Source organism: [Borrelia] turdi, assembly GCF_008828755.2.
Lineage (GTDB): Bacteria > Spirochaetota > Spirochaetia > Borreliales > Borreliaceae > Borreliella > Borreliella turdi.
On sequence record NZ_QBLM01000001.1, the window covers coordinates 202,777 to 227,404 of the forward strand.

At 29.0% G+C, this 24,628-nt stretch carries 22 protein-coding genes and 1 tRNA gene; 7 read left to right on the forward strand and 16 right to left on the reverse strand.

Going from position 1 to position 24,628, the window contains the following annotated elements; all coding sequences use genetic code 11:
* Nucleotides 1-7 precede the first annotated feature (7 nt).
* From badR to DB318_RS00940, 3 genes are all read right to left on the reverse strand, one after another.
* The gene (badR, locus tag DB318_RS00930) at nt 8-1,216 is read right to left on the reverse strand and encodes a host adaptation transcriptional regulator BadR (RefSeq protein ID WP_151060346.1); all 1,209 of its coding nucleotides are present in this window, start codon (nt 1,214-1,216) and stop codon (nt 8-10) included.
* Between the two features lie 277 nt (nt 1,217-1,493).
* Entirely contained in the window at nt 1,494-3,503 is a 2,010-nt protein-coding gene (fusA, locus tag DB318_RS00935) for an elongation factor G (protein WP_151060345.1), read from the reverse strand.
* A gap of 74 nt (nt 3,504-3,577) precedes the next feature.
* On the reverse strand, nt 3,578-4,108 hold the full coding sequence (locus DB318_RS00940; protein WP_151060344.1) for a Dps family protein: 531 nt from the start codon (nt 4,106-4,108) through the stop codon (nt 3,578-3,580).
* Nucleotides 4,109-4,197: 89 nt separating this feature from the next.
* Here DB318_RS00940 and DB318_RS00945 point away from each other — a divergent pair, with 89 nt between their 5' ends.
* Together DB318_RS00945 and DB318_RS00950 are read left to right on the forward strand one after the other, a co-directional pair.
* On the forward strand, nt 4,198-4,665 hold the full coding sequence (locus DB318_RS00945; protein WP_151060343.1) for a BB0689 family surface lipoprotein: 468 nt from the start codon (nt 4,198-4,200) through the stop codon (nt 4,663-4,665).
* A gap of 40 nt (nt 4,666-4,705) precedes the next feature.
* Nucleotides 4,706-4,779 (forward strand) — tRNA-Val (locus tag DB318_RS00950).
* Nucleotides 4,780-4,787: 8 nt separating this feature from the next.
* Here DB318_RS00950 and mvk read toward each other — a convergent pair.
* From mvk to DB318_RS00980, 6 genes are read right to left on the reverse strand one after another with little or no spacing between them, the layout of a single operon-like run.
* Entirely contained in the window at nt 4,788-5,681 is an 894-nt protein-coding gene (mvk, locus tag DB318_RS00955) for a mevalonate kinase (RefSeq protein ID WP_151073643.1), read from the reverse strand.
* Entirely contained in the window at nt 5,675-6,628 is a 954-nt protein-coding gene (locus DB318_RS00960) for a GHMP family kinase ATP-binding protein (RefSeq protein ID WP_151073642.1), read from the reverse strand. Before DB318_RS00960 ends, mvk begins: the two co-directional genes overlap by 7 nt.
* Complete coding sequence (gene mvaD, locus DB318_RS00965) at nt 6,619-7,557, reverse strand: diphosphomevalonate decarboxylase (protein ID WP_151073641.1); 939 nt, start codon at nt 7,555-7,557, stop codon at nt 6,619-6,621. The genes DB318_RS00960 and mvaD overlap by 10 nt, the downstream gene beginning before the upstream one ends.
* Nucleotides 7,541-8,809 carry a hydroxymethylglutaryl-CoA reductase, degradative gene (locus DB318_RS00970; RefSeq protein ID WP_234909474.1) on the reverse strand — a complete coding sequence of 423 codons (1,269 nt, stop codon included), beginning with the start codon at nt 8,807-8,809 and terminating at the stop codon, nt 7,541-7,543. Before DB318_RS00970 ends, mvaD begins: the two co-directional genes overlap by 17 nt.
* Nucleotides 8,799-9,863, reverse strand: a complete 1,065-nt coding sequence (gene fni, locus DB318_RS00975; protein WP_151074304.1) for a type 2 isopentenyl-diphosphate Delta-isomerase — start codon at nt 9,861-9,863, stop codon at nt 8,799-8,801. Before fni ends, DB318_RS00970 begins: the two co-directional genes overlap by 11 nt.
* Complete coding sequence (locus DB318_RS00980; protein WP_151060338.1) at nt 9,847-11,070, reverse strand: hydroxymethylglutaryl-CoA synthase; 1,224 nt, start codon at nt 11,068-11,070, stop codon at nt 9,847-9,849. Before DB318_RS00980 ends, fni begins: the two co-directional genes overlap by 17 nt.
* Before the next feature lie 94 nt (nt 11,071-11,164).
* Between DB318_RS00980 and mnmA the strand changes: the two genes are divergently transcribed.
* Nucleotides 11,165-12,232 carry a tRNA 2-thiouridine(34) synthase MnmA gene (mnmA, locus tag DB318_RS00985; RefSeq protein WP_151074126.1) on the forward strand — a complete coding sequence of 356 codons (1,068 nt, stop codon included), beginning with the start codon at nt 11,165-11,167 and terminating at the stop codon, nt 12,230-12,232.
* A 42-nt stretch (nt 12,233-12,274) separates the two neighbouring features.
* Here mnmA and DB318_RS00990 read toward each other — a convergent pair whose 3' ends face one another.
* From DB318_RS00990 to DB318_RS01010, 5 genes are all read right to left on the reverse strand, one after another.
* A complete protein-coding gene (locus DB318_RS00990) occupies nt 12,275-14,176 on the reverse strand; it encodes a methyl-accepting chemotaxis protein (protein WP_151060336.1) in 1,902 nt (633 codons plus the stop codon).
* 30 nt (nt 14,177-14,206) lie between these two features.
* Nucleotides 14,207-16,477, reverse strand: a complete 2,271-nt coding sequence (locus DB318_RS00995) for a methyl-accepting chemotaxis protein (RefSeq protein WP_151074127.1) — start codon at nt 16,475-16,477, stop codon at nt 14,207-14,209.
* 150 nt (nt 16,478-16,627) lie between these two features.
* Nucleotides 16,628-17,554, reverse strand: coding sequence for an ABC transporter permease (locus tag DB318_RS01000; protein WP_151060334.1), 927 nt, complete (start codon nt 17,552-17,554; stop codon nt 16,628-16,630).
* A complete protein-coding gene (locus tag DB318_RS01005; RefSeq protein WP_151060333.1) occupies nt 17,526-18,677 on the reverse strand; it encodes an ABC transporter permease in 1,152 nt (383 codons plus the stop codon). Before DB318_RS01005 ends, DB318_RS01000 begins: the two co-directional genes overlap by 29 nt.
* Nucleotides 18,678-20,288, reverse strand: coding sequence for an ABC transporter ATP-binding protein (locus tag DB318_RS01010; RefSeq protein WP_151073637.1), 1,611 nt, complete (start codon nt 20,286-20,288; stop codon nt 18,678-18,680).
* Between the two features lie 256 nt (nt 20,289-20,544).
* On the opposite strand from DB318_RS01010, the gene DB318_RS01015 reads away from it, so the two are divergent.
* The 4 genes from DB318_RS01015 to DB318_RS01030 are packed head-to-tail and all read left to right on the forward strand — an operon-like array spanning nt 20,545 to nt 23,619.
* On the forward strand, nt 20,545-21,207 hold the full coding sequence (locus DB318_RS01015) for an HAD family hydrolase (RefSeq protein WP_151060331.1): 663 nt from the start codon (nt 20,545-20,547) through the stop codon (nt 21,205-21,207).
* Nucleotides 21,204-22,067: a hypothetical protein gene (locus DB318_RS01020; RefSeq protein ID WP_151060330.1), complete on the forward strand. Its 864-nt coding sequence runs from the start codon at nt 21,204-21,206 to the stop codon at nt 22,065-22,067. Before DB318_RS01015 ends, DB318_RS01020 begins: the two co-directional genes overlap by 4 nt.
* Nucleotides 22,061-23,107, forward strand: coding sequence for a hypothetical protein (locus DB318_RS01025; RefSeq protein ID WP_151074128.1), 1,047 nt, complete (start codon nt 22,061-22,063; stop codon nt 23,105-23,107). The genes DB318_RS01020 and DB318_RS01025 overlap by 7 nt, the downstream gene beginning before the upstream one ends.
* On the forward strand, nt 23,104-23,619 hold the full coding sequence (locus DB318_RS01030; protein ID WP_151060328.1) for a hypothetical protein: 516 nt from the start codon (nt 23,104-23,106) through the stop codon (nt 23,617-23,619). The genes DB318_RS01025 and DB318_RS01030 overlap by 4 nt, the downstream gene beginning before the upstream one ends.
* 40 nt (nt 23,620-23,659) lie before the next feature.
* Here DB318_RS01030 and DB318_RS01035 read toward each other — a convergent pair whose 3' ends face one another.
* Nucleotides 23,660-24,100: a response regulator gene (locus DB318_RS01035; RefSeq protein WP_002557259.1), complete on the reverse strand. Its 441-nt coding sequence runs from the start codon at nt 24,098-24,100 to the stop codon at nt 23,660-23,662.
* A 39-nt stretch (nt 24,101-24,139) separates the two neighbouring features.
* Entirely contained in the window at nt 24,140-24,625 is a 486-nt protein-coding gene (locus DB318_RS01040; RefSeq protein WP_075552324.1) for a chemotaxis protein CheX, read from the reverse strand.
* Nucleotides 24,626-24,628: the final 3 nt, after the last annotated feature.

A 24,628-nucleotide genomic window follows, 5' to 3' on the forward strand; every position in this document is an offset into this window, starting at 1 on the left:
GGCAATATTAATCAATATCTCCTCCTGTCAAATAAAATTTATTAAAAATAACACTAGAAGCGGGCCCAACAACAGAAACTTCAGTATCTAATGAACTAAGCTTTAATACTATATTCTCTTTATTTCGCTTTTTAATCTCTTCTTTTAGCAAATCAAAAAAAACTTTTAATTTGAAACTTTGACCATAGAGCACTAAATAATTAAAATCAAGCATTCTTTGAATATTGATAATAATTATTGCCAAATATTTAACCGTATCTTCCATAATTTTATTTATAAAATCATATTTTTCATAAAGAGAAAAAACATCATATATTGTAACCTTTTTCAATTTACCCTCATACTTTTCATAAAGTTCAGGAATCTCACCATTCATAAACTCTTTTGAAATCAATCTCTGCAAAGCAAAATTAGATATTAGCATATTAACACAACCCTTATTACCACAAGTTGGACAATTTTTCTCTCCCTCATAATCAATTATCATGTGGCTAACCATCCCTGACTTATTATTAAAACCGGGATAAACATTGCCATCTGACCAAATCGAAAGTTCAGCAGTATCTGTATAGTCAAAAAACATAATATTATCTATATTTTTACCCATAAATTCAGCAAGAGATAAATTTTTAACATAACTTTCAAGATAAACTGTAAGTGAAAAATATTCCTCAAGTATCCTTTTAACAGGAACATCTTTTTCAATCCATGCTCCATAACTATCATTAACAATACCTGATTCTTTATCTTTTATTAACCCTGTAATGCTAAAACCTAAGCCAATAAATTTATCTCTTGAAAAATTATGTTTCCAAATAATTTCTATCATATGATCTTTTATTTTTTCTAAAATGTCATAAGCGCTAACTGGGGGTTCAAAAGAATGAGTCTCGCTTATTAAAACCTCACATTTAAGATTAGCAATACCTATTTGAAAATAATTGCTAGAAATAATAACTCCCATTGAATACGCATAATCTTTATTAATATCAAGAAGTATTTCTTTTCGTCCATGTTTTTTAACATCAGACACTCTAGACCCAACTTCAATCAAAAGATTTTCTTTTATCATTTGATTAGTCAAAATAGTAACCGCAGCATTCGTTAAAGTTAACTTACGGGCTAAGTCTGTTCTTGAATATTGCATATTTTTCAAACTAAGAAGAATTTTTCTTCTATTCCCACCCCTAATCGAAACCATATTTTCACCCTGCATAATGCACCTCCTTTGTTTTTTAAAATAAAAAAATATTATAAAATATCATATTAAAACCCAATATAATATCCTATATATTCCCAAAAGACAAACATACCTTTATAAGGCTAAAAAATAATTTTATATCATAAAATCACATTCATAAACTATCAGAAACTTAAAGCTTAACAAAAAAAGGAATAAAGTCATTTTTATATAAAAACTAATCAATAAAAATTAATTAAATTTAAAAAATAGCAAAAACAAAAAAAGCCACTTTGCCTTGAAACTAATAAATTTAACTTGCTTTTTCCTTAAAATAAGAAAATTCCATAGTAAAACTGCCTCTTCCCTTGGTAGAACTTCTTAAAATAGAAGCATACCCAAAAAGTTTTTCAAAAGCCGCCTCTGATTTTATCAAATCATACTCCCCAATATTGCTAACTGAATGAATAACGCCTCCTATAATATTTAATGTAGAAATAATTTCTCCTGTATGCTCAATGGGTGTTCTAACCTCCAATAACATTATTGGTTCAAGTCTAATAGGATCTGATTTTTGAAAAATACTATGAAAAGCAAATCCCGAAATTGATTCAAAAGCACTCTCGCCAATCTTGTTAATCTCACAAACAATAGAAAAAACGCTAACATTAATATCAATAATAGGATATCCAAAAACTCCACTTACAAATGCCGCTGTAATTCCCCTCAATATTGCAGACTTAATTGAAGAGTCAATAACACATTCAAAATCAATTTTATTTCCTTCACCCCGTGACAAAGGTTTAATGATCATTCCAATTTTAAAATCAATATTTTTGCCAGCAAAAATATTATTAAACTCAAAAACTTCTTTCACAACTTTACTTGAGCTCTCTCTGTAACTTACTTGAGGTTTTCCTGTATAAACATTAAGATTAAATTCATCTTTAATTCTTGTCAAAATAATCTCAAGATGTAATTCACCCATTCCAGATATAATAAGTTGCCCTGTTTCTTTGCTCTCAGAATAACTAAAAGTAGGATCTTCTTTGGATATTATTTCAAAAATTTCCTTTAGTCTAACCTCATCTGATGATCTTTCAGGCTCAACAGACATTAAAACAACTGGCTCTGGAAACGTAACAGATTCAAGTAAAACATTATTGCTTTCCTCAACAAGAGTATTCCCTGTAACAGAAAACTTTAATCCTAAAACAGCACCAATATCCCCTGGCTTCACAAAATCTATTTGTTCATTTTTATTTGAAAAAACTCTAAAAATTTTTGTAAACTTTTCACGCTTACCATTTGAAGCATTGAAAATTTTTTTACTAGAATTAATCTCTCCAGAATAAACTCTAACAAAATAAAGATGCGCAGCAATTACACTTGAATATTGAACTTTAAAAACAAGAGCTGATAATTTTTTATTTTCATTAGGATCAACTAAAATTTTTTTATTTGTATCTAAAGAAAAAGCTTCAAAACTTTTTTCAAAAGGACTTGGCAAGTAATCTACAATCGAATCAATCAAAGGCTCTATTCCAATATTTTTTAAACTGGTTCCCATTAAAACAGGAATAATAAATCTAGAAATAGTCCCTCTTCTAATCTCACTCTTAATAATGTCTAAACCAATCTCTTTATCTTCAAGAAATAATTGAGTAATCTCTTCGCTAAATTGACTAAGAACGTCTATTAACTTTTTTTTAAAAACCCCTACTTTTTCAGCAAATTCTTTTCTAACCTGACTGTAAGCTAATTTTGGAATTCCATTTTCCATTGTAAAATGGAGCTCTTTATTTAAAATAATATCAACTACTCCTTCAAAATTGCTTTCATTTCCAATTGGAATTTGCAAAACTAAAGGAATAGTTTTAAACTTATTCTCAATATCTTCTACAACTTTAAAAAAATTAGCGCCTAATCTGTCCATCTTATTAACATAAGCAAGTCGTGGAATTTCATATTTTTCTGCTTGCTTCCAAACAGTTTCTGTTTGAGCTTGAATTCCATCAACAGCGCTAAAAATAACAACACCCCCATCAAGAACTCTAAGGGATCTTTCAACTTCTGCTGTGAAATCAACATGGCCAGGAGTATCAATAATATTTATTTGGCAATCCTTCCAATAGCAAGTAATAGCAGCTGAACTAATAGTAATTCCTCTTTCTTGCTCTTGGGGCATCCAGTCAGTAATAGTGTTTCCAGAATCTACATCCCCCATTTTATGGCTTTTACCAGTATAATAAATAATTCTTTCTGTAGTAGTAGTTTTACCAGCATCAATATGAGCCATAATTCCAATATTTCTAATACCCATAAATCCCTAAAACAACTACAACCTTAATTCAAATAAACCAATCATTATGCAAGTTAAACCTTTTAATACAATTATTATTGCATATCACACTCACAACATTTGTGCTCATCATGACAAATACAATCACAATTTTCAAGCAATGCCTTATGCATCCATAAATGCTTCTCAAGATCACTCATAATGTCATCTATAATATTACCAGTACCATAATCACAAGCAGCATCAATAAATTTTCTCATTTCAAAAATATTTTTCAAAATCTCAGTAAGACTGCAAACAATGTTTTGCATTGAAGGTAAAAAATTAGAAGTTGATTCAATATTAAACTCCTTAATAAAGGACTTTTTTATAAACTCAGAATATCTAAATTCAGAATCATATCCAAGCATTCTTGAGCGTTCTGCAACAATATCAATAATCTCTTCAATATACTCATAAAGATCTTGGGCTTTTTTGTGAATAACAAAGAAATTGGTATCTTTTATATTCCAATGAATACCTCTTAAATTAGAATAAAAAATATGCAAACTCGCTAAGAGTTCTTGTAATTTTGAATGTATTTCATCTAAGTCATCTTTTTTTATATAACTTAAATACTTTTCCATAACTACCTCCTTGATATAATCATTATAATACATAATGATATATAATTATGATTTTAATACCATAATATAATAAATAAAAAGGATCTTTAATGAAAAAATTGATTTTGATTTTTGCACTATTTCTATCTCAAGCATGCAATTTAAATACAATACATCCAATAGATACAAAAGAAGATATGAAAATTCTATATTCAGAAATTGCTGAATTGAGAAAAAATTTAAATCTAAATCACCTAGAAATAGATGATACTCTTGAAAAAGTTGCAAAAGAATATGCTATTAAACTAGGTGAAAATAAAACACTAACTCATACACTTTTTGGCACCACGCCAATGCAAAGAATACACAAGTACGATAAATCCTTTAATTTAACAAGAGAAATACTAGCATCAGGAATTGAACTTGAAGGAGTAGTTAATGCGTGGCTTAACAGCCCAAGCCACAAAGAAGCTCTTATTAATAAAGATACTAATAAAATAGGTGGCTATAGATTAAAAACAAATAACAATATAAATATATTTGTGGTTCTTTTTGGAAAAAGAAAAGAGAAGAATTGACACCATTAAAGATTATACTGTATACTACTTATTAGTAAAAGGGCTCATAGCTCAGTTGGTCAGAGCGCCTGCCTTACAAGCAGGATGTCGGGAGTTCGAATCTCTCTGGGCCCAAAAATAACCTAAACTTCAATTATTTTTAGCTGTAAGGCTAAGTTTATTTTATAATTTTTAATTATGTTATTAAGCTCTTTTTTAGCTGTATTGGCTTTTTCTTGACTTTCAAAAAGAAAAATAAACGCTCCTCCTTTACCAGAGCCACTTAACTTTCCAGAAAGAGCGCCTAATTTAATCCCCCTGCTTATCAACCAATCAAGAGTATCATTAGACAACCCCAAATGCCTTAAACAATAATGTGCAACATTCATTTCATTAGCTAAAGAATATACATCCTTATTCTTAAAAGAAATATAAGCATTGCTTACAACAAGACCAAGCTTTTCAATAAAACCAAATAGATCAGTATTAAATAATAACTGTTTTTTTAAATTTACAACTATTTCTTTAGTTGTAAAATCTCTTTTTATAGCTCCGATTAAAAAATAAAAACCAGAATCTTTTAATTTTCTTGAATTAAAAACATCTTCTTTTTTCTCTAAATAAAAGGTTCCACCAAGATCAATTAGCCTAATATCCATTCCAGAAGATTTGCCATGAAAAATATTTTCAATTTGATTTGCCAATAAAATTTTATTACAATCCCTATATTCAAAATGACTTGTAATATATTCTGCAAAACACAAACTAAGACTAGCAGAAGAACCAAGACCAACTCCAATAGGAATTTCAGAAATAATAGTAAACTCAATCGGATTAACTTTATTGTAATTTGAAACAATAAAGCTTATAAGGCTATTTAATTTAGTACTAGGTTTCCCCAAATATTTCCAATTTTTAGACACACTACAAATAAGATCCATATAAATTGGAACTGTAGCCCCAATAACTGGAAACCCATAAACAGCACTATGTTCCCCTAAGAACAATATTTTAGCAGGCTTTCTTATTCTTAACATTTATTGCTTTCAAACTTAATACTTTCATGCTCTAAAACAATTGGAATAATTTTTGATAAATCAAAAGCTTTAATATTGGGTCTATAAACTAAAAAAGTTTCGTTTCCAGCTCCCAAAGCTTTAATCAAATCGCATTGATCTCTAAGGTGTTCAAAATTTGAAGGCAAGGCTGCAGAAACTCCTATTGCCTCTCCTATTTCCAATCCTAATTCTTTAGCTCTTCTTAAGCTAGAAATTAATTTGGAGTTAGAAGTACCAACACTTAAAACAAGTTTTTTTACCTCCAAATTGCATTTTAATATCAAGTCTAAAATAGAATTTCTATGTTTATTGTATTCACAAATAGAAGCGGTAGTTTTAACAGCTTTCAAACCTTGCATCAAATAAAAATCATCAAGCTTAACAATGCCCAGCTGTCTGCATTTAGGAGTAAAACCGCCTTCAAACTCAACAACACCTCCAAAAATACTAGTAGCAATATCGTATCCGCTACCCATCCCTCCTTGAGAGTGCCTGTAGGCCTCTAAACAATATTTAAAGATTTCACCCTTATCAACAACATTAGTAGAATTGTAAATTAAAAAAAGACCACACACTATACCAATAGCAACAACAGCGCTTGAACCAAATCCCTTTTTAGTTCCATCATTAAAGAAAAAATTACTTGTATCAATGTAAACATCATATGCAAAGCTTTCTAGATTAAAAAAATATTTTTGACTCAAGTAAGAAAACATTTTAAAAACAAAATCATCTCTATTTTCTATTAAAGAAAAATCGTCTATCTCTTTCTTTTTGCTAAAGAAACGCCAAAAATCGCTCTTTTTAAAAGAAAAAAATGCTCTCTTGTTAATCGCAATTGCCAACCCCAAGCCCTTTTCCTCTAAAATAGTATACTCCCCCATTAAAAGCAAATTTCCAGGCACAGAAAAACTAATCAAATCCATTCTAAGTCACGCCCAACCTTTGAAACAATAAAATTAATGCCAGTAAAATTTTGCTTAAGTCTTTTTAAAATAGTATTTAAATTTTTTTCCAAACAAAGAAACTTTACCTGGGGGCCTGCATCCATTGTCTCAAATACAAAAATTCCCTCATTTCTCAAATTAGCAGCATATTTAATTAAATCTATTGTACTGCTTTTAAAATAAAAAATAGAAGATGCAAACATTAAAGCAAACATATTTTGATAACTTTTTACAACATTTGCTCCAAAATGTATAAAATCTTTTTTTAAAAAAAAATATAAAGCATCTTTAAAAATCTTTTTACTAGAGGCAATCCAAGCATCATAATAAAACTCATGAAGTTTACAAATATTCATTGCAACTCTTGAAGACAATTCTTTTTCATTGCTATCAATTACGGCAAATATTATGCGCAAATCATTAAAATAAGATCGATCTCTTAATTGAAAAGATTCTTTTGAACCTTCTTTTAAAATGGTAAACCCCCCATAAATAGCCCTTGCTGCAGAAGCTGATCCTACTCTTGCAAGACTAGATGCACTGCTAAAAGAATATTTATTAAAATATTTCAAAATACAAGCAGCAATAGAAGCAAAGCCCGAACTAGAACTTGCAAGGCCCGCTGCTGTTGGAAAATTGTTTTCACTTTTAATTTTAAATCTAACATTCGGCTCACTAAGAATTTTTCTTGCATAATCAAAAAATACCTTTTCTCTATTTTGCAATATAACTGGCTTTGAATTTAAAATTATTTCATCTTGATCTGAAAGTTCAAGCTCACTTATTGAATAAAACTTATCAACACTAACAGCAAGACTAGAAGTCGCGGGGATGTTTAAAAAAATATCCTTCTTGCCCCAATATTTAATTAAAGCTAAGCTTGCATTAACTTTACACTTTACCTTCATTCTCTAACCTTATTTTCTTTAGAATTTTAAAAGCAAAATCAAAAGAATAAATACCCACTTTTTGCATTTCTAATAATAATTTGTCTTTCTCAAAATCAGAAATATTATATTTCATCTTTAAAAAGTAGAGTATTTTATTAACATGTAATCTCATGTGACCCTTTTGAATTCCGTTAAATGCAAGAGCCCTTAATGCAGCAAAATTACTAGCAAGTCCAACACAAGATAAAATACCCATAAATTCAGTCTTACTACTTACATTCATAATTCTAAAACTTAAAATTGAAGCTTCGCTAAAAGACGTAACCCCGCCTTTAGTTCCAACTTGCAAAGGAATTTCAATTTCTCCAACCAAAGCATTATCAATAATATAAAATTTACTAAGAGGAAGATATTTGCCACTTTTTGAAGCAAATCTGTGAACAGAAGCCTCAAGTGCTCTTGTATCATTAAAAGTAGCAAGACACACCCCCGTAATTCCATTCATAATACCTTTATTATTAGTAACAGCTCGCTCCTCTTCGTAGAAACCTATACTAGAAATAAGTTCAATTTTTTTAGCCAAATTAAAAGAATCCTCTTTACTCGATAGTAAATGCTTAAAATCTAAAACAAAACAAGCTTTAGTTGTAAATTCACTAACATCATTGCTTAAAATTTTTAAAACACACTCATATCCAAACTCTAAAAAAATACATTCTGCTACACGCTCTGCAATTGAGTTTAACAAATTAGCGCCCATAGCATCACAAGTATCCAAATAAAGATTCAATTTCTGAATACCAAGCTCTTTAATATATTTAGTTGACAATCTCTTAAATCCACCTCCCCTTTGATTCATATTGGATAAAAGAGGTTCAATCCAAGTCTTGATTTTATCGCCAAGATCAACAAAAATTTTACTTAGGTCTTTTTCCGATTTTATATAAATTTGAGAAATTCCCAACACTTCACTCAAAGAATAATTCAAATTAGCATTTTCAAGGGTTTTTGCTGCAAAATTCAAGGCAGCAATAACAGAAGATTCTTCTGTTGCAATAGGCAAAGAATAGTATTTACCATTTATTTTTAAATTTTTTACAATTCCAACAGGAAAAGATAAGTATCCAATGTAATTTTCTATCATATTAAAAAGAAAATCTTCATTGGTATTATTATAAAAAAAATCATTAAAAGATAATCCTAAAAAACTTTTTATCTCTTGCCTTTTTTCTAAAATACTTTTATGTCTAAAATTTTTACTAAGTTTCATAAAACTGCTTAAAGACTCCAAGCTCAGTAAGCAAATAGCTACTCAAAAAATACTTATTATTTTTAAATTCAGACAAACTTCTGCTTCCACTTAAAAACATAGACATTTTTAAAACATGCTCATAATCAGAAAAAAGACTAAATACAGCATCTTCTCCTGAATTGTAAAAAGCTCTAAGAACAACAGCTGCAACACCTATCAGTTTAGCTCCAAGAGCAATGCCTTTAGCAATATCCATGCCTGTCTCATACCCGCCAGATGCAAAAATATTAGCCTTTAGAGAATCATCAATGCTAAGCAAAGTAAAAATCGAAGGAATCCCCCAATCAGAAAAACAAGATGCAATATTTAGATTATTGCCCCTCATGCCTTCTACTAAAACCCAATTAGTACCGCCACTACCCGCAAGATCAATACAAGAAACACCAAGTTTAAATAACTCCTTAACATCATTTGGTGAAATTCCAAAACCTGTCTCTTTGACAATTAATGGAACACTTAGAAAGTTGGACAATTTGGCTATTGATTCTTTTATTCCTTTAAAATTTCTCTCTCCATTAACATTCATTAATTCCTGCCCCGCATTAAGATGCACAATAATTGCATCAACTTCCAATCTCTTGATCATTTCAGCTATCCTAGAAATACCAAACTCAACAATTTGAACAGCACCAATATTGGCAAACAAAGGAATATTGTGAGCATAGCTTTTAAGAGTAAAATCTTTTATATACTCGGGATACTTAAACAAAAGCTTAAAAGAACCTAAACCAATAGGAATTTTTAAATAATTTGCAATCTTAACTAAAGATTTATTAAAGTCATTCCCTTCTTTACTGCCTCCTGTCATGGAAGAAATAAAAACAGGCATGCTAATATTGTATCCAAATATTTCTTCTTTTATGTCTATCTCAGAGAAATTAAAATCGCTCAGAGCATTATGTTTTAGCTTAATAAATTTTAAAAAATTACAACTGCTTTTAACATTGTTCTTATTTAGACAAATCTCAATATGTTTTTTTTTATTTTCTAATATATTAGGCTCGATACCCATAAACTCGGTATCCGTCATTCCTTAATTCTTTTAAATAAAATCCTCTGGATTCACCAGGAACTATTTTATTTTGAAAGAAATCTTTATATTCTTCAAAATTTGCATTATTTCTATTTTTTATAAGTCCATCAAGATCCCATGATTTAACAACATCAAAAGCACTTTTTTCAATGGTAAATTCATAAACAATCATAATATTGCCAGATCCATAAGAACAAAATAATATTTTTTCTCCCGTAATATCCTTCTTAGAAAATACTCTTTTTAAATAAAATGCTAAAGATAAAAAAATTGAACCCGTATACAAATTTCCCACCTCCATAGCAGCTTCAACTCCATCGTAAAAATCTATTGACTCTAAATAAGCATTTCTAACAGATTCATCATCACTATAATATTTTTTTAAAATATAATGCATTGAATCTATCGGCATCTTAGCAAAAGGAACATGTAAAATAAATCTATAATTAGAAAATAAATCTTTCATATTAAGTTGCTTTTTGAGAGCAAAATCTCTTAAAGCATTTTCATTTGCATTATTGTAACATTCAACTGAATATTGACCACGCACCTTGGCCTCAACACTTCCAAAAGGCCTAAAAAAATCATCAACATCATCGGTATAAACTCCAAATTCAGATAAATTGATAGAAAGTAGCTTTGGATTTTTTTCAACAAGCATTGCAGTTGCACCAGCTCCTTGAGTAATCTCAGCTGTAGTAAGATTGCTATAGTGCGCAATATCTGAAGAAAAAACTATACCATATTCAGAATTATTAGAATGACTTAGAACACTTGCTACACTGTGCAAAGACATAGCAGCGCCAGCACATGCATGTTGAACTTGAAAAGTTAAAAAATTATTCCCCAGACAAATGCCAGACTTCTTTAAAGCTCCAAAAACATAAGAAGAAATTGACTTTGAATGATCAACACCTGTTTCAGTTCCGCCTAAAAGTATTCTAATTTTACTCAAATCAAGATTATTGTTGTCAAAAATAAGCTTAACAGCTGAACTTGCCATGGTTACACTATCCTCATTGGGGCCTGTAAATCTAAAACCTTTTTGCAAGGTTGCATCTATTGCTCTATTGATTTTTTTAAAAAAAACTTCATTAGAAAAATATAAAGGATTCTCCAAAAGAACAGAAAAATCTAAATAATTTAAAGGTAAAAAAATCCTAATATCACTAATGCCTATTTTCATATATTCCTCAATACATTAATGGATTTAAGTTATTATATTATAATTTACAAAAATTAGCAAAATCTTATATAATAAAACCTAAAAAGGGAAATTTATGAAAATAGCCGTACTTTTATCTGGAGGAGTTGATAGTTCTGTTGCCCTTTATAGAATTATAAACAAAGGATATACAAATATAAAATGCTACTATTTAAAAATTTGGCTTGAAGATGAGCTGTCTTATATTGGAGACTGCCCATGGCAAGAAGATTTAAATTACGTTGAAGCTGTATGCAACAAGTTTAATGTACCATACGAAATAATAAACTTTCAAAAAGAATATTATAACAAAGTAGTAAGCTATACTATTGAAGAACTAAAAAACGGCAATACCCCAAGTCCAGATATTTTTTGTAATCAAAGAATAAAGTTTGGAGCATTTTTTGAGAAAATCAACGAACAATATGATTTAGTTGTCACAGGACATTACGCTAAAATACAAATAAAAGAAAAAAAATTCTTACTAAAACAAGCCAAAGACAAAATTAAAGACCAAAGCTATTTTTTATCTCATCTATCTCAAAAACAAATGTCAAAACTATACTTCCCCTTAGGAACATTGCTTAAAAGCGAAGTGAGGCAAATAGCTAAAAGTATAAATTTGCCCAACAAAGATAGAAAAGATAGTCAAGGCATTTGCTTTTTAGGAAAAATCAAATATAACGAATTTGTAAAATATCATCTTGGCGAAAAAAAAGGCAGTATAATTGAAAAAGAAACGGGAAAAATAATAGGAATTCACAATGGATATTGGTTTTTTACAGTTGGACAAAGAAGAGGAATAAAACTTAGCAACGGACCTTGGTTTGTCATAGAAAAAGACCTAGAAAAAAATATTATATATATCTCCCATAACGAGAATTATTTAAAACAAGCAAAACGCAAATTTTTAGTCCATGAAATACATTGGATAAATGGAACACCTTCAAATTTTGAAAATTTCAAAATTAAAATAAGACATGGTGAAAAGAAATACTCATGTAAATTAAAACTTATCACAAATAACTTAATTGAAATTGCTTTAAATAAAAAAGATCATGGAATATCCCCAGGGCAATTCGCAATCTTTTACAAAAATACAGAATGCCTGGGGGGTGCTAAAATTTTTAAAATAATAGAATAATAATCAGCCGAAAAGTTAGAGAAGATTTTTCAAGTCTTATCCTTACTTTTCAATTTTAAAGTAATCAACAGATTCTTTTAAATCTTTTACGCTCTCTAACATCTTTTCAGACATTGCAGAAAGTTCTTCACTACTTGAAGCTGTAGTCTGCACTAGCTGACTAACCTGTTCTATTGCATTTTTAAATTGCTCTATCTGAACGCTTTGCTTAGAACTTTCATTAGAAATATTTTTTACAAGCCTGGCCGTTTGCTCCATACCAGGAACTATTTGTTCAAAATTTTCCCCAGCACGACTTGCAACAGTTAAGCTTCTGTTTGCAATATCAATAATTTCTCTTGCTGATTCCTTACTTTGATCTGCAAGCTTTCTAACCTCAGCAGCTACTACTTCAAATCCCTTACCTTTTTCTCCTACTCGTGCAGCCTCAATTGAGGCATTTAAAGCAAGCAAATTAGTTTGTCTTGTTATCTCATCAATAATTCCAATTTTTTCAGTAATTACAGTCATTGCCTCAATAGCTTTAACAACAGATTTATGCCCTTCTTTAGTTCTCTCATTAGTATTAACAGCAATTTTTTCAGTAGTAGCTGCATTATCAGTATTCTCAGAAACACCTTGTGATATTTGCTCAATATTTGCCGTCATTTGCTCTAAAGTAGAAGCCTGTTCAACGGCACCAGAACTTAAATTTTGGCTTGCATTTGCTATTTGAATTGCATTTTCATAAAGGTAATCTAGGTTTTCAATAACTCCCTTTGCAACTGAGGAAAAATTGGTTCTCAATTGCTCAAAACCTTTGTATAAGCTATACAGCTCTATAGTACCCCATCTACAAAAATTAATATCAGCGGTAAAATTACCAGAAGCAAGTCGCTCAGAATATTCTAATATCTTATTCAAAGAAGAGCTCAGCTTTTTCACGAGATAAAGAGTTACAATAGCAAGAATAAGCAATGTAAATACGAAACTAATGCCTAAGATTAAAGATGTAACTCTAGACATGTAATGAAAATCATCTTCTGAAGTCCTCATTAAAAGAATAAATTTATTATTAGACAAGTTTAATGACACCTTTTGACTAATTCCCACATATTTTTTACTGGTATTAGGATCATAATAATAAACAGTTGAAATTTCTTTATTTTTTTGCAACAAATCTTCAGAGGTTTTCTTAAGAATATTGGCATAAGAAGCACTAAGGTCAGTTAAAACATCGCCTGGAAATACTGTATGATGAACCAAAAATCTACCTGTAGCATCATAAGCTAACGCACGACCGCTAGAGAGTATTCCAAAATTAATTCCTCTAAAAGACCTATATATATAATCCAATGAATAAAAAAACATAAAATAACCAAAAATATCGCCTGTACCAAAATCTCTTAATGGTATCCCTATTAATATGTAAGGAATCTGGCCTTTTTTATTTTTTATCTTGGAAATGTTTTTAAGTAAAGACTCCTCAATAGACCCAGAATCTGCCAACATAACAAATGAATTATAAACAATGCTTTGAGACTCTTTAAGTTTTGTAAAATATTCTCTATCTCTAATAGACTTACCAAAATCACTATTATCTTTAACAGCTGTAGTAAAAACTATTTCACCTTCTTTGTTTGTAACCATCATATTGCTACCAGTTTGAACAATTATTTCAGATTGATCTGAAATAAAGCCCAACCTTTTAGATCTAATCTTACTAGCCCTATTAAATTTTTCAGCAGAATTAAAATACATGGAACTAACCCTAACTTTCTCTTCCATTGAAGAAATATAAAGGTTAAAAGAACTTTTAATGTTTCCAATAAGATTTATCATAAGATCAAACTGCTGATCTACCAATTTACTATTAATTAACATTCCAAACACAAAAAACAATATTGATATAAAGAATGCTATCAGAATAAGAACAAGTAGCAACATCCTAGCTTTCAGCTTCATACTAACACCTCTTTTACCAAAAAATAAATTCTAAAATTCTGAAAAATCATCATCAAAATTCAAATCCTTATCAGCAATATCTATAGCTTTTTTAGGATCAACTCGCTTATTAATAGTTCTTACAGGAGTCTCATCCTCAATACTTAAATGGTTATTATGCCCACTATTATTTAAAGTTGAAATTCCATTACTTTTAAAATTTTGATTTTCATCTTTAAAAGAATTTTCAGAACAATCCATTAACCTGAAATCATAATTATCATCATCTTCTAGATTTTCAATCTTAGAATCTTTAATTTTGAAAAATAATACAGATTTTCTGAGTTCTTTAGACTTTTCTAGCATTTTATCGGACATGCTAGAAAGTTGCTCACTACTTGAAGCTGAAGACTGAACAACTTCTCCAACCTGGTCTAAAGCCATTTTAAATTGAGCAATCTGATCACTCTGCTTAGAACTACCTTCTGAAATCTTTTTAACAAGATTAGCTGTTTCTTCTATTTCTGGCAACATTTCTTTAAAGATCACTCCAGCTTCAGTTGCTATCTTAGAGTTATCTTCGACCAACTCTCCAATCTCAAGAGCCGAAATTTTACTAAGATCCGCCAATTTTCTAATCTCACTAGCTACAACAGCAAACCCCTTTCCTTCATCACCTGCTCTTGCAGCTTCAATAGCCGCATTTAAAGCAAGCAAATTAGTCTTTCTAGCTATTTCTTCAATAACACTAACTTTCTCTACAATATCTTGCATAGCAATAACAGATTCTTCGACAGCCTTGCCACCTATCTGGGAACTTTCATTTGTCTTTAAAGCTATTTGCTCGGTTTCATAAGAATTATTTGCGCTCATATTGACACCTGACGCTATCTGCTCAACATTAGCTGCCATTTCTTCAAGAGCAGATGCCTGCTGTAACGCACTAGAACTTAAATTTTGACTTGAACTGGCAACTTCTAGGCTTGCCTTATTCACATAACTAATATTTCTCAAAACACTTGCAATTGCTACAGAAATAGCTTTTTTCATTTTTACAACCTGAAGACTTAACATACTAAGCTCATCAGAGAAATAATCACTATCATCAAGACCCTCAAGAGCATAATCTTTATCTAAATTCCCCTTAGCCATATCCTGAACTAAAACTCTAATTGCATTTAAACGAAAACTAATAACCCTATCTATTCTCGCCAAGAGAACCATGCTTAATGCAATAACACCTAAGATAGAATATAAGATATACTGGAATCTTAAACTAGATATTACTCCGTAAATATCTTTATAAGGAAGCCTAGCTATAAGTATTCCACTTTTTTCTCCTAATTTACTAGTTATGGGCAACAGTGTATAATAACACTCTTCCCCCATTTCGGTAAAAAATATTCTATCAATAGTATAAACTGCCACTTCAGTAGGCGTATTTGATAAAAGAGGTGGCTTAGAAAAAACATCTTTAAGAACATTTAAAAATTTAGAACTAACCCTGCCAATTTCATTGTATTCTTCAAAAGGATTAACTGCTATATTATTAGGATCTATATAAATAAAATTGCCTCTTTTATAAAAACCAAATCTAAATCTATCAAAACTATCTGCTAAAACATCATTAAGCAAATATCCAGCCAAATATCCACAAACAAGTTTATCTTCTGGAGAGTATACAGGCACAATTATTGCAAAAGCCTTTTTTTCGCTTTGTCTAGACCTAATAGCAACCTCTGCAGATATTCCTTCAGAAAGATTTGAATACCAGCCTATAAATTTTAATTGTTTTTGCTTATAATCCTCAATCGCTTTTTTAAAATAATTAGTATTAGCCTCAGAATGCCCAAAATCCATATTATTTTCATGCCTTGTACTAACAATTATTCTCCCTTCAAAATCAAAAAATGCAAATTCTTCAAAAAGGGTATCATTTTTAAGATTAATCATAAAATTGTATAAATATTGTCGATATTTTTTATTAACCTTTACAGAATCAATAACAAATTTTGAATTTTTTCTTAAATCTACCAATTCAGGCTCAGAGAAATCTTTTCCTTTATTCTCAGAAATTGCGAATTCTGATATGGTTTCAAGCGCCAAATTAGAAGCTGCGCCATTGATTATAACATACAGAGTGTCTAAAAAAGATTGAGTAGAAAAAGCGGCTCTTCTTAATTGTGCCCTTGTAAGTTGCTTATAATAATCTTCCAAATAGCCGCATAAAACAAAATTAAAAATCATAGAAAAAAGTAACAGTATGAAAATTAAAGACAATAATAAAAATCCAACAAACCTGTACTTAAGCTTCAAAAGCATAATAAACTACCTCACAAATCATCTACTTATTTAATTAAACTCAAGACCAAAAGGGTATTAAAAAAATAATACAGCAAAAAATTAAAAACTCTTGAAAAATTAAAAGAATTTTCACAATATGCAAAACAAATTATAAGCTATTATTGAATTTTAATGCTTCTTATAAGGTATTCCTAAGAACTTAGGAGCATAATTCTTTTTTGAAAAAAAGATAAGACTTAAAATAACAATTAAATATGGAGTAATAACTAGTATTTTAGGAGACATTATTAAAGATAAAAAAGGCGATTGGGCCAAAACAATTGTCAAGGTTTTCACAAATGAAAACAAAAAACTGCCCATTAAAATTCCCAAAGGAGTCCATTTCCCAAAAATTAACATTACAATGGCAATAAAACCTTGCCCACCTGTAACCCCTTGCACATAACTTGATGCAATCACAGTTGTAAGAATAGCACCTGAAATCCCAGCTAAAAAACCACTCAAAAGAACACAAAAAAATCTAATTTTATTTACACTAACTCCAACAGACTCTAATACCTCTGGATTTTCACCACTAGCATCAATTCTAAGCCCAATCTTAGTATATCTGAAAATAATATGAAACAAAACCACACCTAGCATTGCAATGTATACAGAATATCTTTTGCCAAAAATTTGGAATATAAAAGACGTTTTACTTAAAATTCCATCAAAAAGTATCGGCAACTTTGTTTCTATAAGCGGAGTTGAAATAGAAGAAAAAATCAAAGTACCTATAAAAACAGCAATAGCGGGTCCTAAAAAATTAAGCGCCATTCCGGTTATAATTTGATCTGATTTTAAAAAAATTGTAAAAACAGCGTGCAAAATAGCAAGCGCAAGCCCCGATAATCCACCAACAAAAATTGAAAATAATGGGGCATTTGTAAAATATGCAACTGCGGCTCCTGAAAATGCTCCTACTGTCATCATTCCTTCAAGTCCAATATTAATAATTCCACTTTTCTCACTTATAAGCCCTCCCAAGCCAGCTAAAATTAAGGTTTGAGAATTTATTAAAGTTTCACTAATTAAGAATATTATTATACTTGACACCCTTAACACCTTTTAAAAAGATTTTATTTAAAAAATAACTAGCAGAAATTACAAGAACAATTATTCCCATCATTAAAGATACAATTGAAGATGGAAGGCCCATTAAACTTTGAACCCTACTGCTTCCATAAAGCAACATAGAAAAAAGAATACTAGAAAATATTATGCCAATAGGGGAATTGTTTCCTATCAAAGAAGTAGCTATCCCATTAAAACCAATTCCTTCCATATAAGAAAGCTTAAATATAGCTTTATTAACACCCATAATTTGAACAGCTCCAGCAAGACCCGCAACAGCTGCTGAGAGAAACATTGAAAAAATTAAAACAGCTTTTACATTAATACCCATACGTCTTGAAGCCTCAATATTGTTTCCTATGGCATTTATTTTAAATCCAATAATAGTTTTATTAAGCAAAAACCATATTAAAATAGCAAAAATTATACCCAAAATTATTCCAAAATGAAGGGGCGCTTTTAAAAGCTCATTAACAAAAGGATGAGAAGATCTATAAGCAAGACCTTCTGGTGAGAGCTTCCAAGAACCTAAAAAATCAATAAATGCACTTTCTTTAATGGACTTTGAAAAGTCGCTATTATCTCTTTTAATAAAACTAAAATCTAAAATTATATTATTTAAATGAAATAATATCCAATTAAACATTATTCCTGAAATCACTTCGCTAATATTGAATTTAGCTTTTAAATATCCAATTAAAATTCCCAAACTACCTGACGCTAAAAAAGTAATAACAAAAATAGAAATTACATGTAAAATTGGTGGCAAATCAAGCAAAATCGATGCTATTAAAGCAACAATAGACCCTAGTATAAACTGACCTTCAACTCCAATATTAAAAAGACCTGTTTTTAAAGAAATAGCAAAAGAAAGGCCTGTAAAAATCAAAGGAGCTGCATAACTTAAAACATAGCCTAAATGCTTGGGAGATGAAAACATAATCTCTAGTATTATAAAATACATTCTAAAAGGAGAATAACCAAATACCATCACCACTAATCCAACAATTAAAAATCCAACAACCAGAGCAAAAACACTAACAAATGCTGAAGAATTTAAAAATTTTAATATAAATTTACTGCATACGTTTTTACTAATACTCATTTAACTTAAACCTATCATCATTTTGCCAATAACATCAATATCAAAATTGTCCTCTAGAATACCCACTATCCTTCCATCGTGCATTACAGCTATTCTGTCGCAAACATTAACAAGTTCATCAAGTTCAAAAGAAACTAACAAAACAGACCTCCCGGCATCTCTTTGCTCTATTATTCTTTTATAAATATTCTCAACAGCTCCAACATCAAGCCCTCTTGTAGGCTGAATAGCTAAAAGGATATCTGGCTCTAAACTAACCTCACGAGCAATAATAACTTTTTGCTGATTACCTCCAGATAAATACTTTACCTTATTTAAAGTATCTCTTGGCCTAATATCAAAATAATTTATAAGTTGATTGCTTATTTTTTTTAAGATATTAAGATCAAACCCTACAAATTGTCTTTTAACCCTGTCAAATTGTCTTTTAATAAAATTGAAAAAATTAAATTTTAAATCACAATTGCTCTTTGAATGATTTTTTTTAAATCCTAAATAATAAGGATTATCAAAGCTCTTAAGCCCAATATTTTGCATAACACTGAATTCTAAAATAAGACCATGCCTTTGCCTGTCCGAAGGAATATTGCCAATTTTTTTATCTATTATTTGCTTAATAGTTAAACCTTTTAAAGATTCCAAACTCCCTGAAGAATTTTTTTTAAAAATATCGCCTTTAAATATGCTTTTCAAACCTAAAATTGCATCAACTAAATCTTCTTGGCCACTTCCCTCAATGCCTGATATCCCAAGAATTTCACCATTTCTCAGATTAAGATTAACATCTTTAACTTTTAAAACACCCCTTTCATCTTTAACGCTTAAATTTTTTATTTCAAGAACATTAAAATGATTTTTAAATTGAATTTTAGATGAACGAAGCGCAATCTCTTTGCCTATCATTAATTTTGTAAGATCCTTGTCATCAATCTCAGAAATATTAACAGTTTTAACAATCTTCCCAAGGCGCATAATTGTACAGCGCTTTGCAATAGACCTAATTTCTTTTATTTTATGAGTAATAAGTATTACAGTATGACCCTCTTGAGTGAGAACCTTTAAAATATTTATAAAATCATCAACTTCGCTTGGAGCAAGCACTGCAGTAGGTTCATCAAAAATAATAATATCTGCATTTCGATAAAGAACTTTCAATATTTCTATTTTTTGCTCCATGCCAACACTCAAATCTTCAACCTTTTTCTCTAAATCTATCTTTAAACTATACTTTTCTGAAAGATAATTTATTTTTTTTCTAGCCTGTTTGTAATCAAGAAAACCAAATTTTGAAGTTTCATACCCTAAAATAATATTCTGAACAGCAGTAAATTGTGGAATTAACATAAAATGTTGAAAAACCATTCCAATCCCATTTCTAATAGCCTCACTTGAATCCTTAAAGCTTACTTCTTGACCTTTTAAAATAATTCGACCGCTATCTACTTGATGAATACCATAAATAGTCTTCATTAAGGTGGTCTTTCCAGCGCCATTTTCCCCAAGAATAGCATGAACTTCACCCGCTTTAAATTTAATAGAAACATCGTCATTGGCAATAAAATTGCCATACTTTTTTGTAATATTTTCTAATATTAGTATATCTTTTTCCATTAAACTTTAAATCCTAATAAGTATTAAACATGAATGGCTTACAATATTTTATTCTAATGAAATATAATAAAACTTAAAGTTTATATTTTCAATAGTATTTTTGAATTTTAATAAACAAAATAAATTATTCATAAAGATTGATTTATATAGGATTGATTTATAGAAAATAAAAAATGCTTAAAACATAAAACTTAATCAAGAGCGCAAATAAATGCTAAAATAAAAGAATGATTAAATTATTATAAAAGGGAGTACTATGAAAATCAAAGCCTGCATTTTTGATATGGATGGAACCCTGGTAAATAGCATTATGGATATTGCATTCTCAATGAATTCTGCTCTTTCAAACTTGGGATACAATCAAATAGAACTAAACAAATTCAATGCTCTTGTTGGTAGAGGATTTGACAAGTTTGTAATAGACACTCTAAAGCTATTATCTCTTGAATATAATAATCTCAATTTAAAAGACAAACTTTACAAAGAATTTGTAAAAGAATACAATAAAAACCTTTCATCTCAAACACAACCATACAAAAACATAAAAACACTTCTAGAAAATATGAATAAACTTAAAATTCCAATTGGAATTTTAAGCAATAAAAACCACGAAGAATTAATAAATTTAGTAAAAAATATTTTTGAAAATATATTTTTTTTTGAAATCAGAGGTTATTCTAAAAAATTTTTACCAAAGCCAGACCCTAAAAATGCTCTTGACATGATATTAGGGTTAAATGTTTGCAAAGAAGAAATTGCATATATTGGAGACAGCGATGTAGACATGCTAACTGCAATAAACGCTGGATTTATACCAATAGGGGTTTCCTGGGGATTTAGAAGTGTCCAAGAATTAAAAGAAAATGGGGCAAGGCACATACTCTATAAACCACTTGAACTATTGGAACTAATCAAATGAATGCAAAACCATATTTCCCTTACCTATATCATTACCTATTCAATCATAAAAGCATAAAAAGTTTATCTGCTATAGAAAAAGAAATTGAAATGCTCAACTATTTAAAAGAAAACAAAAAAACTATTGCTACATTCATTAAGAATGATTTTGAATCAGAAGTAAAAGATCTAATTCAGTACATCAAAGATAAGACAGATATAATGATTACGCCATTTGTTTTGTCTGGTATTGAAGCTATTGATTTTAACATTGTAAAGCCTCTTTTTAGCAAAGAATTAACAAAAAACGACTTAAATTTGATATTTAACTTCGTTAAAGTCAACTCGTCTTTAAGAAAAGAATTCTTTTATAATTTTAATACTATAAGCAATGGATATATTACATTTTACATAAACAAACTATTTGAAGGAAAAAATTCTTATACAATATATTTAATACAAAAGGAAAATAAAGCCCTTTATTCATCAGACATTATAAAAAATTATATAAAGATATTACTTCTCTTAAAAGTATTAGTAATTAAATACTGTTTTGAAAAAGGAATAGAATTAACTACCAAAAATATTGAATCGACTTCAAAAGCAATAAGCAATGATACCGATTTTCTAGATGAAAAAACAGCCAAACTCATAATTGAAAGCTTTTTTAAATATGAGATTTTACAAACAATGTCTCCAATTTCAACATTAATTGCCATTTTTTCAGCCAGAGCAAGAATTCCAAAATATAAAAACAATCCGATCAAAGGTTTTATTGGGTATGATGAAAGTTGGTTTTCAATAAAACAATCGGGCTCTAAAGAGTATGATTCAAGAATAATCAAAGAATTATTAGAAATAGCCAAGGGAAATAAATGGTAAAAAAATTTTCGATTTTCTTAAAAGCAATAATAATTTTTTCAATATTTGAACTTTTAATCGAAGAACTCTCAATAATTCTTTTTTTACCATACAAAATACGATTTGCATTAATATTTCTTGGTTTTCTATTTGACACAATTTTTATTTTTATTTTTTTATACAAAATAACCAAGGCTTACCTTTCTAAAAGATTAGAAATTTATGTTAGAAACAATCTATTCTTCGATATAATCCACTGCCTTATCCCTTTAATATTTTATAGTTCATATCAGCTTAAAAACATAATTGTAGCCCAAGAAACCATATTAAATCCAATAATGCTATCACTTTTCAAACTAAGATTTTTAAGACTTCTTAGGTTTAATGACCTAATAATAGAAATCTATTACAATTCAAAAGAAAAAAACTTAATACTAATAGCATTTGCCAGAACATTTTCAATGAGCTTGTTAATACCATTTACATTTTTTATAATAATATCAAGCTCAAAAATTGGAAATTCAATACCAGAAAAACAAGAATTTAATATCATTAAAAATATATCAATAATAAATGAAAAAGCTTACATTAAAGAAAAATATCCTTTCATCTTAATAATCAAGGAAAAAGAAGAAATAATATACTCAAAATCGGACGAAATTTTTGTTTACTATAGCCCTAGTGAATACAGAGTAATAGAAATAGAAAAAACAAAATTTTATATAGATAAATATTTGCAAAGAAAAAGCGATTCTATTCTTGGAATTTTTCTATTTACATTGTTTGCATCATTTACTATTTTTTTAATGAATTTTTATAAATTTTTTAAAGCAAGCTTTTTAAATCCTATTATTTTAATGACAAAAATTTTACAAGACCCATTAGAATATCGAAAAATTCAAATTCCTTTTACTTTAAGCGAAGAAAAAGTATATGAACTTGCAAAATCATTTAACAATCTTTTACTAAAAGAAAAGCTAAATTCAAAGCGAAAAAGCAAAATACCTTTAGAAATTGAAAAAGTAAAAAAAATAATTAATAAAAACGAGGAATTACAATGAGAATTCAAATAATTGCAATGCTACTTATATTGTTAGATTTTCCACTTAATGCTAGACTTTTAAACATCTCAATTGAAAAAAGAGTAAAAGAAGAAATAAAAAAATATTCATCTTTTAATTTAATTTTAGAAAAAGAATACTATACCGATTTTCCAACAAGCGAAATAGAAAAAAATATTTATAAACTAACCGAAAATTTTGTAAAAAGCATAATACTCAACAAACCTGACTATAACTTGTTAAATTCGAACTACAAAGAAGCAAATAAATATTTAATTCAAAGCGAGCTTATTGATAACAAATTTTTAAAATATAAAATATTTAAAATTAAAAATATAAATGGAATTTTTAAAAGTTATTCACTAATATACACGAAAAAAGGATTTTACAAATTAGAACTTTATATAGAAAAAAATACAGAACCTATAAAAATATTCAATCTTAACATTACTTATTTTTTAAAGAATTTAGATAAAATAAGTAATGAAATGATTTTTTCTTTAAAAGAATGAAAATAATAAAATTAAAGCTTACACTAATTTCATAAACAATTTATTTAACAAATACAGACATTACTCTTTGAAGAACCTTTGCCCTATCCAACGGCTTAACAATAAATGTTTTTGCTCCTTTTATTAAACAATCTTTAACTAATTGTTCTTTACCTAAAGCCGATATCATTATCACTCTAGCATTTTTATCAAATTCCATAATATTAGAAAGACAAGTTATTCCATCCATTTTAGGCATGGTAATATCAAGAGTAACAATATCAATATTAGGATAATGATTCTTGTATTTTATCACAGCCTCTTCCCCATCAGCTGCCGTATCAATAATATTAAAACCCTCTGATGTAAAAATTTGCGTAAGCTGCTTTACGGTAAAAACAGAGTCATCAACAATTAAAACATTAAAAGGAATGCCTGTATCATAATTAATTCCCCTAGGTTTAGATGAAGAATCTGCGGCAATTGTAGTCTTTTGAATCATATTAACCTCTCTTTTTTAATAAAAAGAATTTTTTTCATATCAAACCCTCTCTCTTATTGCAATATTAACTTCTATAATTTTACCATCAGGCAAAGAAAAAGGAACAATTAAGGCCTCAGAACCTTTATTGCTTATTTTCATATTTTCTCCATAAATAAAAGCTGGTGGGGTTATATCAAATACAAAACCTTTGGCATGCAAAGTAGTGACAAAATTTCCAGCAATAATGTTGCCAACCTCGGTAAGAGTTGCAGCGACCATCTCTTTTGTTTCCTCATCATCAAAATTATCATATTCTTCAAAATTTAACTTAGAAGCAACAAAAAGAGCTGTTTCTATATCCATATCAATAATTATACTACCCTCAACAGACCCAGCAAGCCCTACTATTACAGAAACACCTTTTATCTTTTGATTTATTGATTTAAGCCCCGGCTTACCCATTTCTATATTCTCAACAAGTAACATATCTCTTAAAACCGAAGAAGCGGCATCCAAAAATGGCTCTATATAATCTATTCTCATTAA

Bases quoted from the DNA above. Each gene is read 5' to 3' on its own strand.
- DB318_RS01020 (WP_151060330.1), top strand. From the start codon at position 21,204: ATGAATGCAAAACCATATTTCCCTTACCTATATCATTACCTATTCAAT.
- mnmA (WP_151074126.1), top strand. From the start codon at position 11,165: ATGAAAATAGCCGTACTTTTATCTGGAGGAGTTGATAGTTCTGTTGCC.
- mvk (WP_151073643.1), bottom strand. From the start codon at position 5,681: ATGTTAAGAATAAGAAAGCCTGCTAAAATATTGTTCTTAGGGGAACAT.
- DB318_RS01015 (WP_151060331.1), top strand. From the start codon at position 20,545: ATGAAAATCAAAGCCTGCATTTTTGATATGGATGGAACCCTGGTAAAT.
- DB318_RS00980 (WP_151060338.1), bottom strand. From the start codon at position 11,070: ATGAAAATAGGCATTAGTGATATTAGGATTTTTTTACCTTTAAATTAT.
- badR (WP_151060346.1), bottom strand. From the start codon at position 1,216: ATGCAGGGTGAAAATATGGTTTCGATTAGGGGTGGGAATAGAAGAAAA.
- DB318_RS00940 (WP_151060344.1), bottom strand. From the start codon at position 4,108: ATGGAAAAGTATTTAAGTTATATAAAAAAAGATGACTTAGATGAAATA.
- DB318_RS00970 (WP_234909474.1), bottom strand. From the start codon at position 8,809: ATGAAACTTAGTAAAAATTTTAGACATAAAAGTATTTTAGAAAAAAGG.
- DB318_RS00995 (WP_151074127.1), bottom strand. From the start codon at position 16,477: ATGCTTTTGAAGCTTAAGTACAGGTTTGTTGGATTTTTATTATTGTCT.
- fni (WP_151074304.1), bottom strand. From the start codon at position 9,863: ATGGGTATCGAGCCTAATATATTAGAAAATAAAAAAAAACATATTGAG.
- DB318_RS01040 (WP_075552324.1), bottom strand. From the start codon at position 24,625: ATGAGAATAGATTATATAGAGCCATTTTTGGATGCCGCTTCTTCGGTT.
- DB318_RS00960 (WP_151073642.1), bottom strand. From the start codon at position 6,628: ATGGATTTGATTAGTTTTTCTGTGCCTGGAAATTTGCTTTTAATGGGG.
- DB318_RS01030 (WP_151060328.1), top strand. From the start codon at position 23,104: ATGAGAATTCAAATAATTGCAATGCTACTTATATTGTTAGATTTTCCA.
- DB318_RS00990 (WP_151060336.1), bottom strand. From the start codon at position 14,176: ATGAAGCTGAAAGCTAGGATGTTGCTACTTGTTCTTATTCTGATAGCA.
- DB318_RS00945 (WP_151060343.1), top strand. From the start codon at position 4,198: ATGAAAAAATTGATTTTGATTTTTGCACTATTTCTATCTCAAGCATGC.
- DB318_RS01035 (WP_002557259.1), bottom strand. From the start codon at position 24,100: ATGATTCAAAAGACTACAATTGCCGCAGATTCTTCATCTAAACCTAGG.
- DB318_RS01010 (WP_151073637.1), bottom strand. From the start codon at position 20,288: ATGGAAAAAGATATACTAATATTAGAAAATATTACAAAAAAGTATGGC.
- mvaD (WP_151073641.1), bottom strand. From the start codon at position 7,557: ATGAAGGTAAAGTGTAAAGTTAATGCAAGCTTAGCTTTAATTAAATAT.
- DB318_RS01025 (WP_151074128.1), top strand. From the start codon at position 22,061: ATGGTAAAAAAATTTTCGATTTTCTTAAAAGCAATAATAATTTTTTCA.
- DB318_RS01005 (WP_151060333.1), bottom strand. From the start codon at position 18,677: ATGAGTATTAGTAAAAACGTATGCAGTAAATTTATATTAAAATTTTTA.
- fusA (WP_151060345.1), bottom strand. From the start codon at position 3,503: ATGGGTATTAGAAATATTGGAATTATGGCTCATATTGATGCTGGTAAA.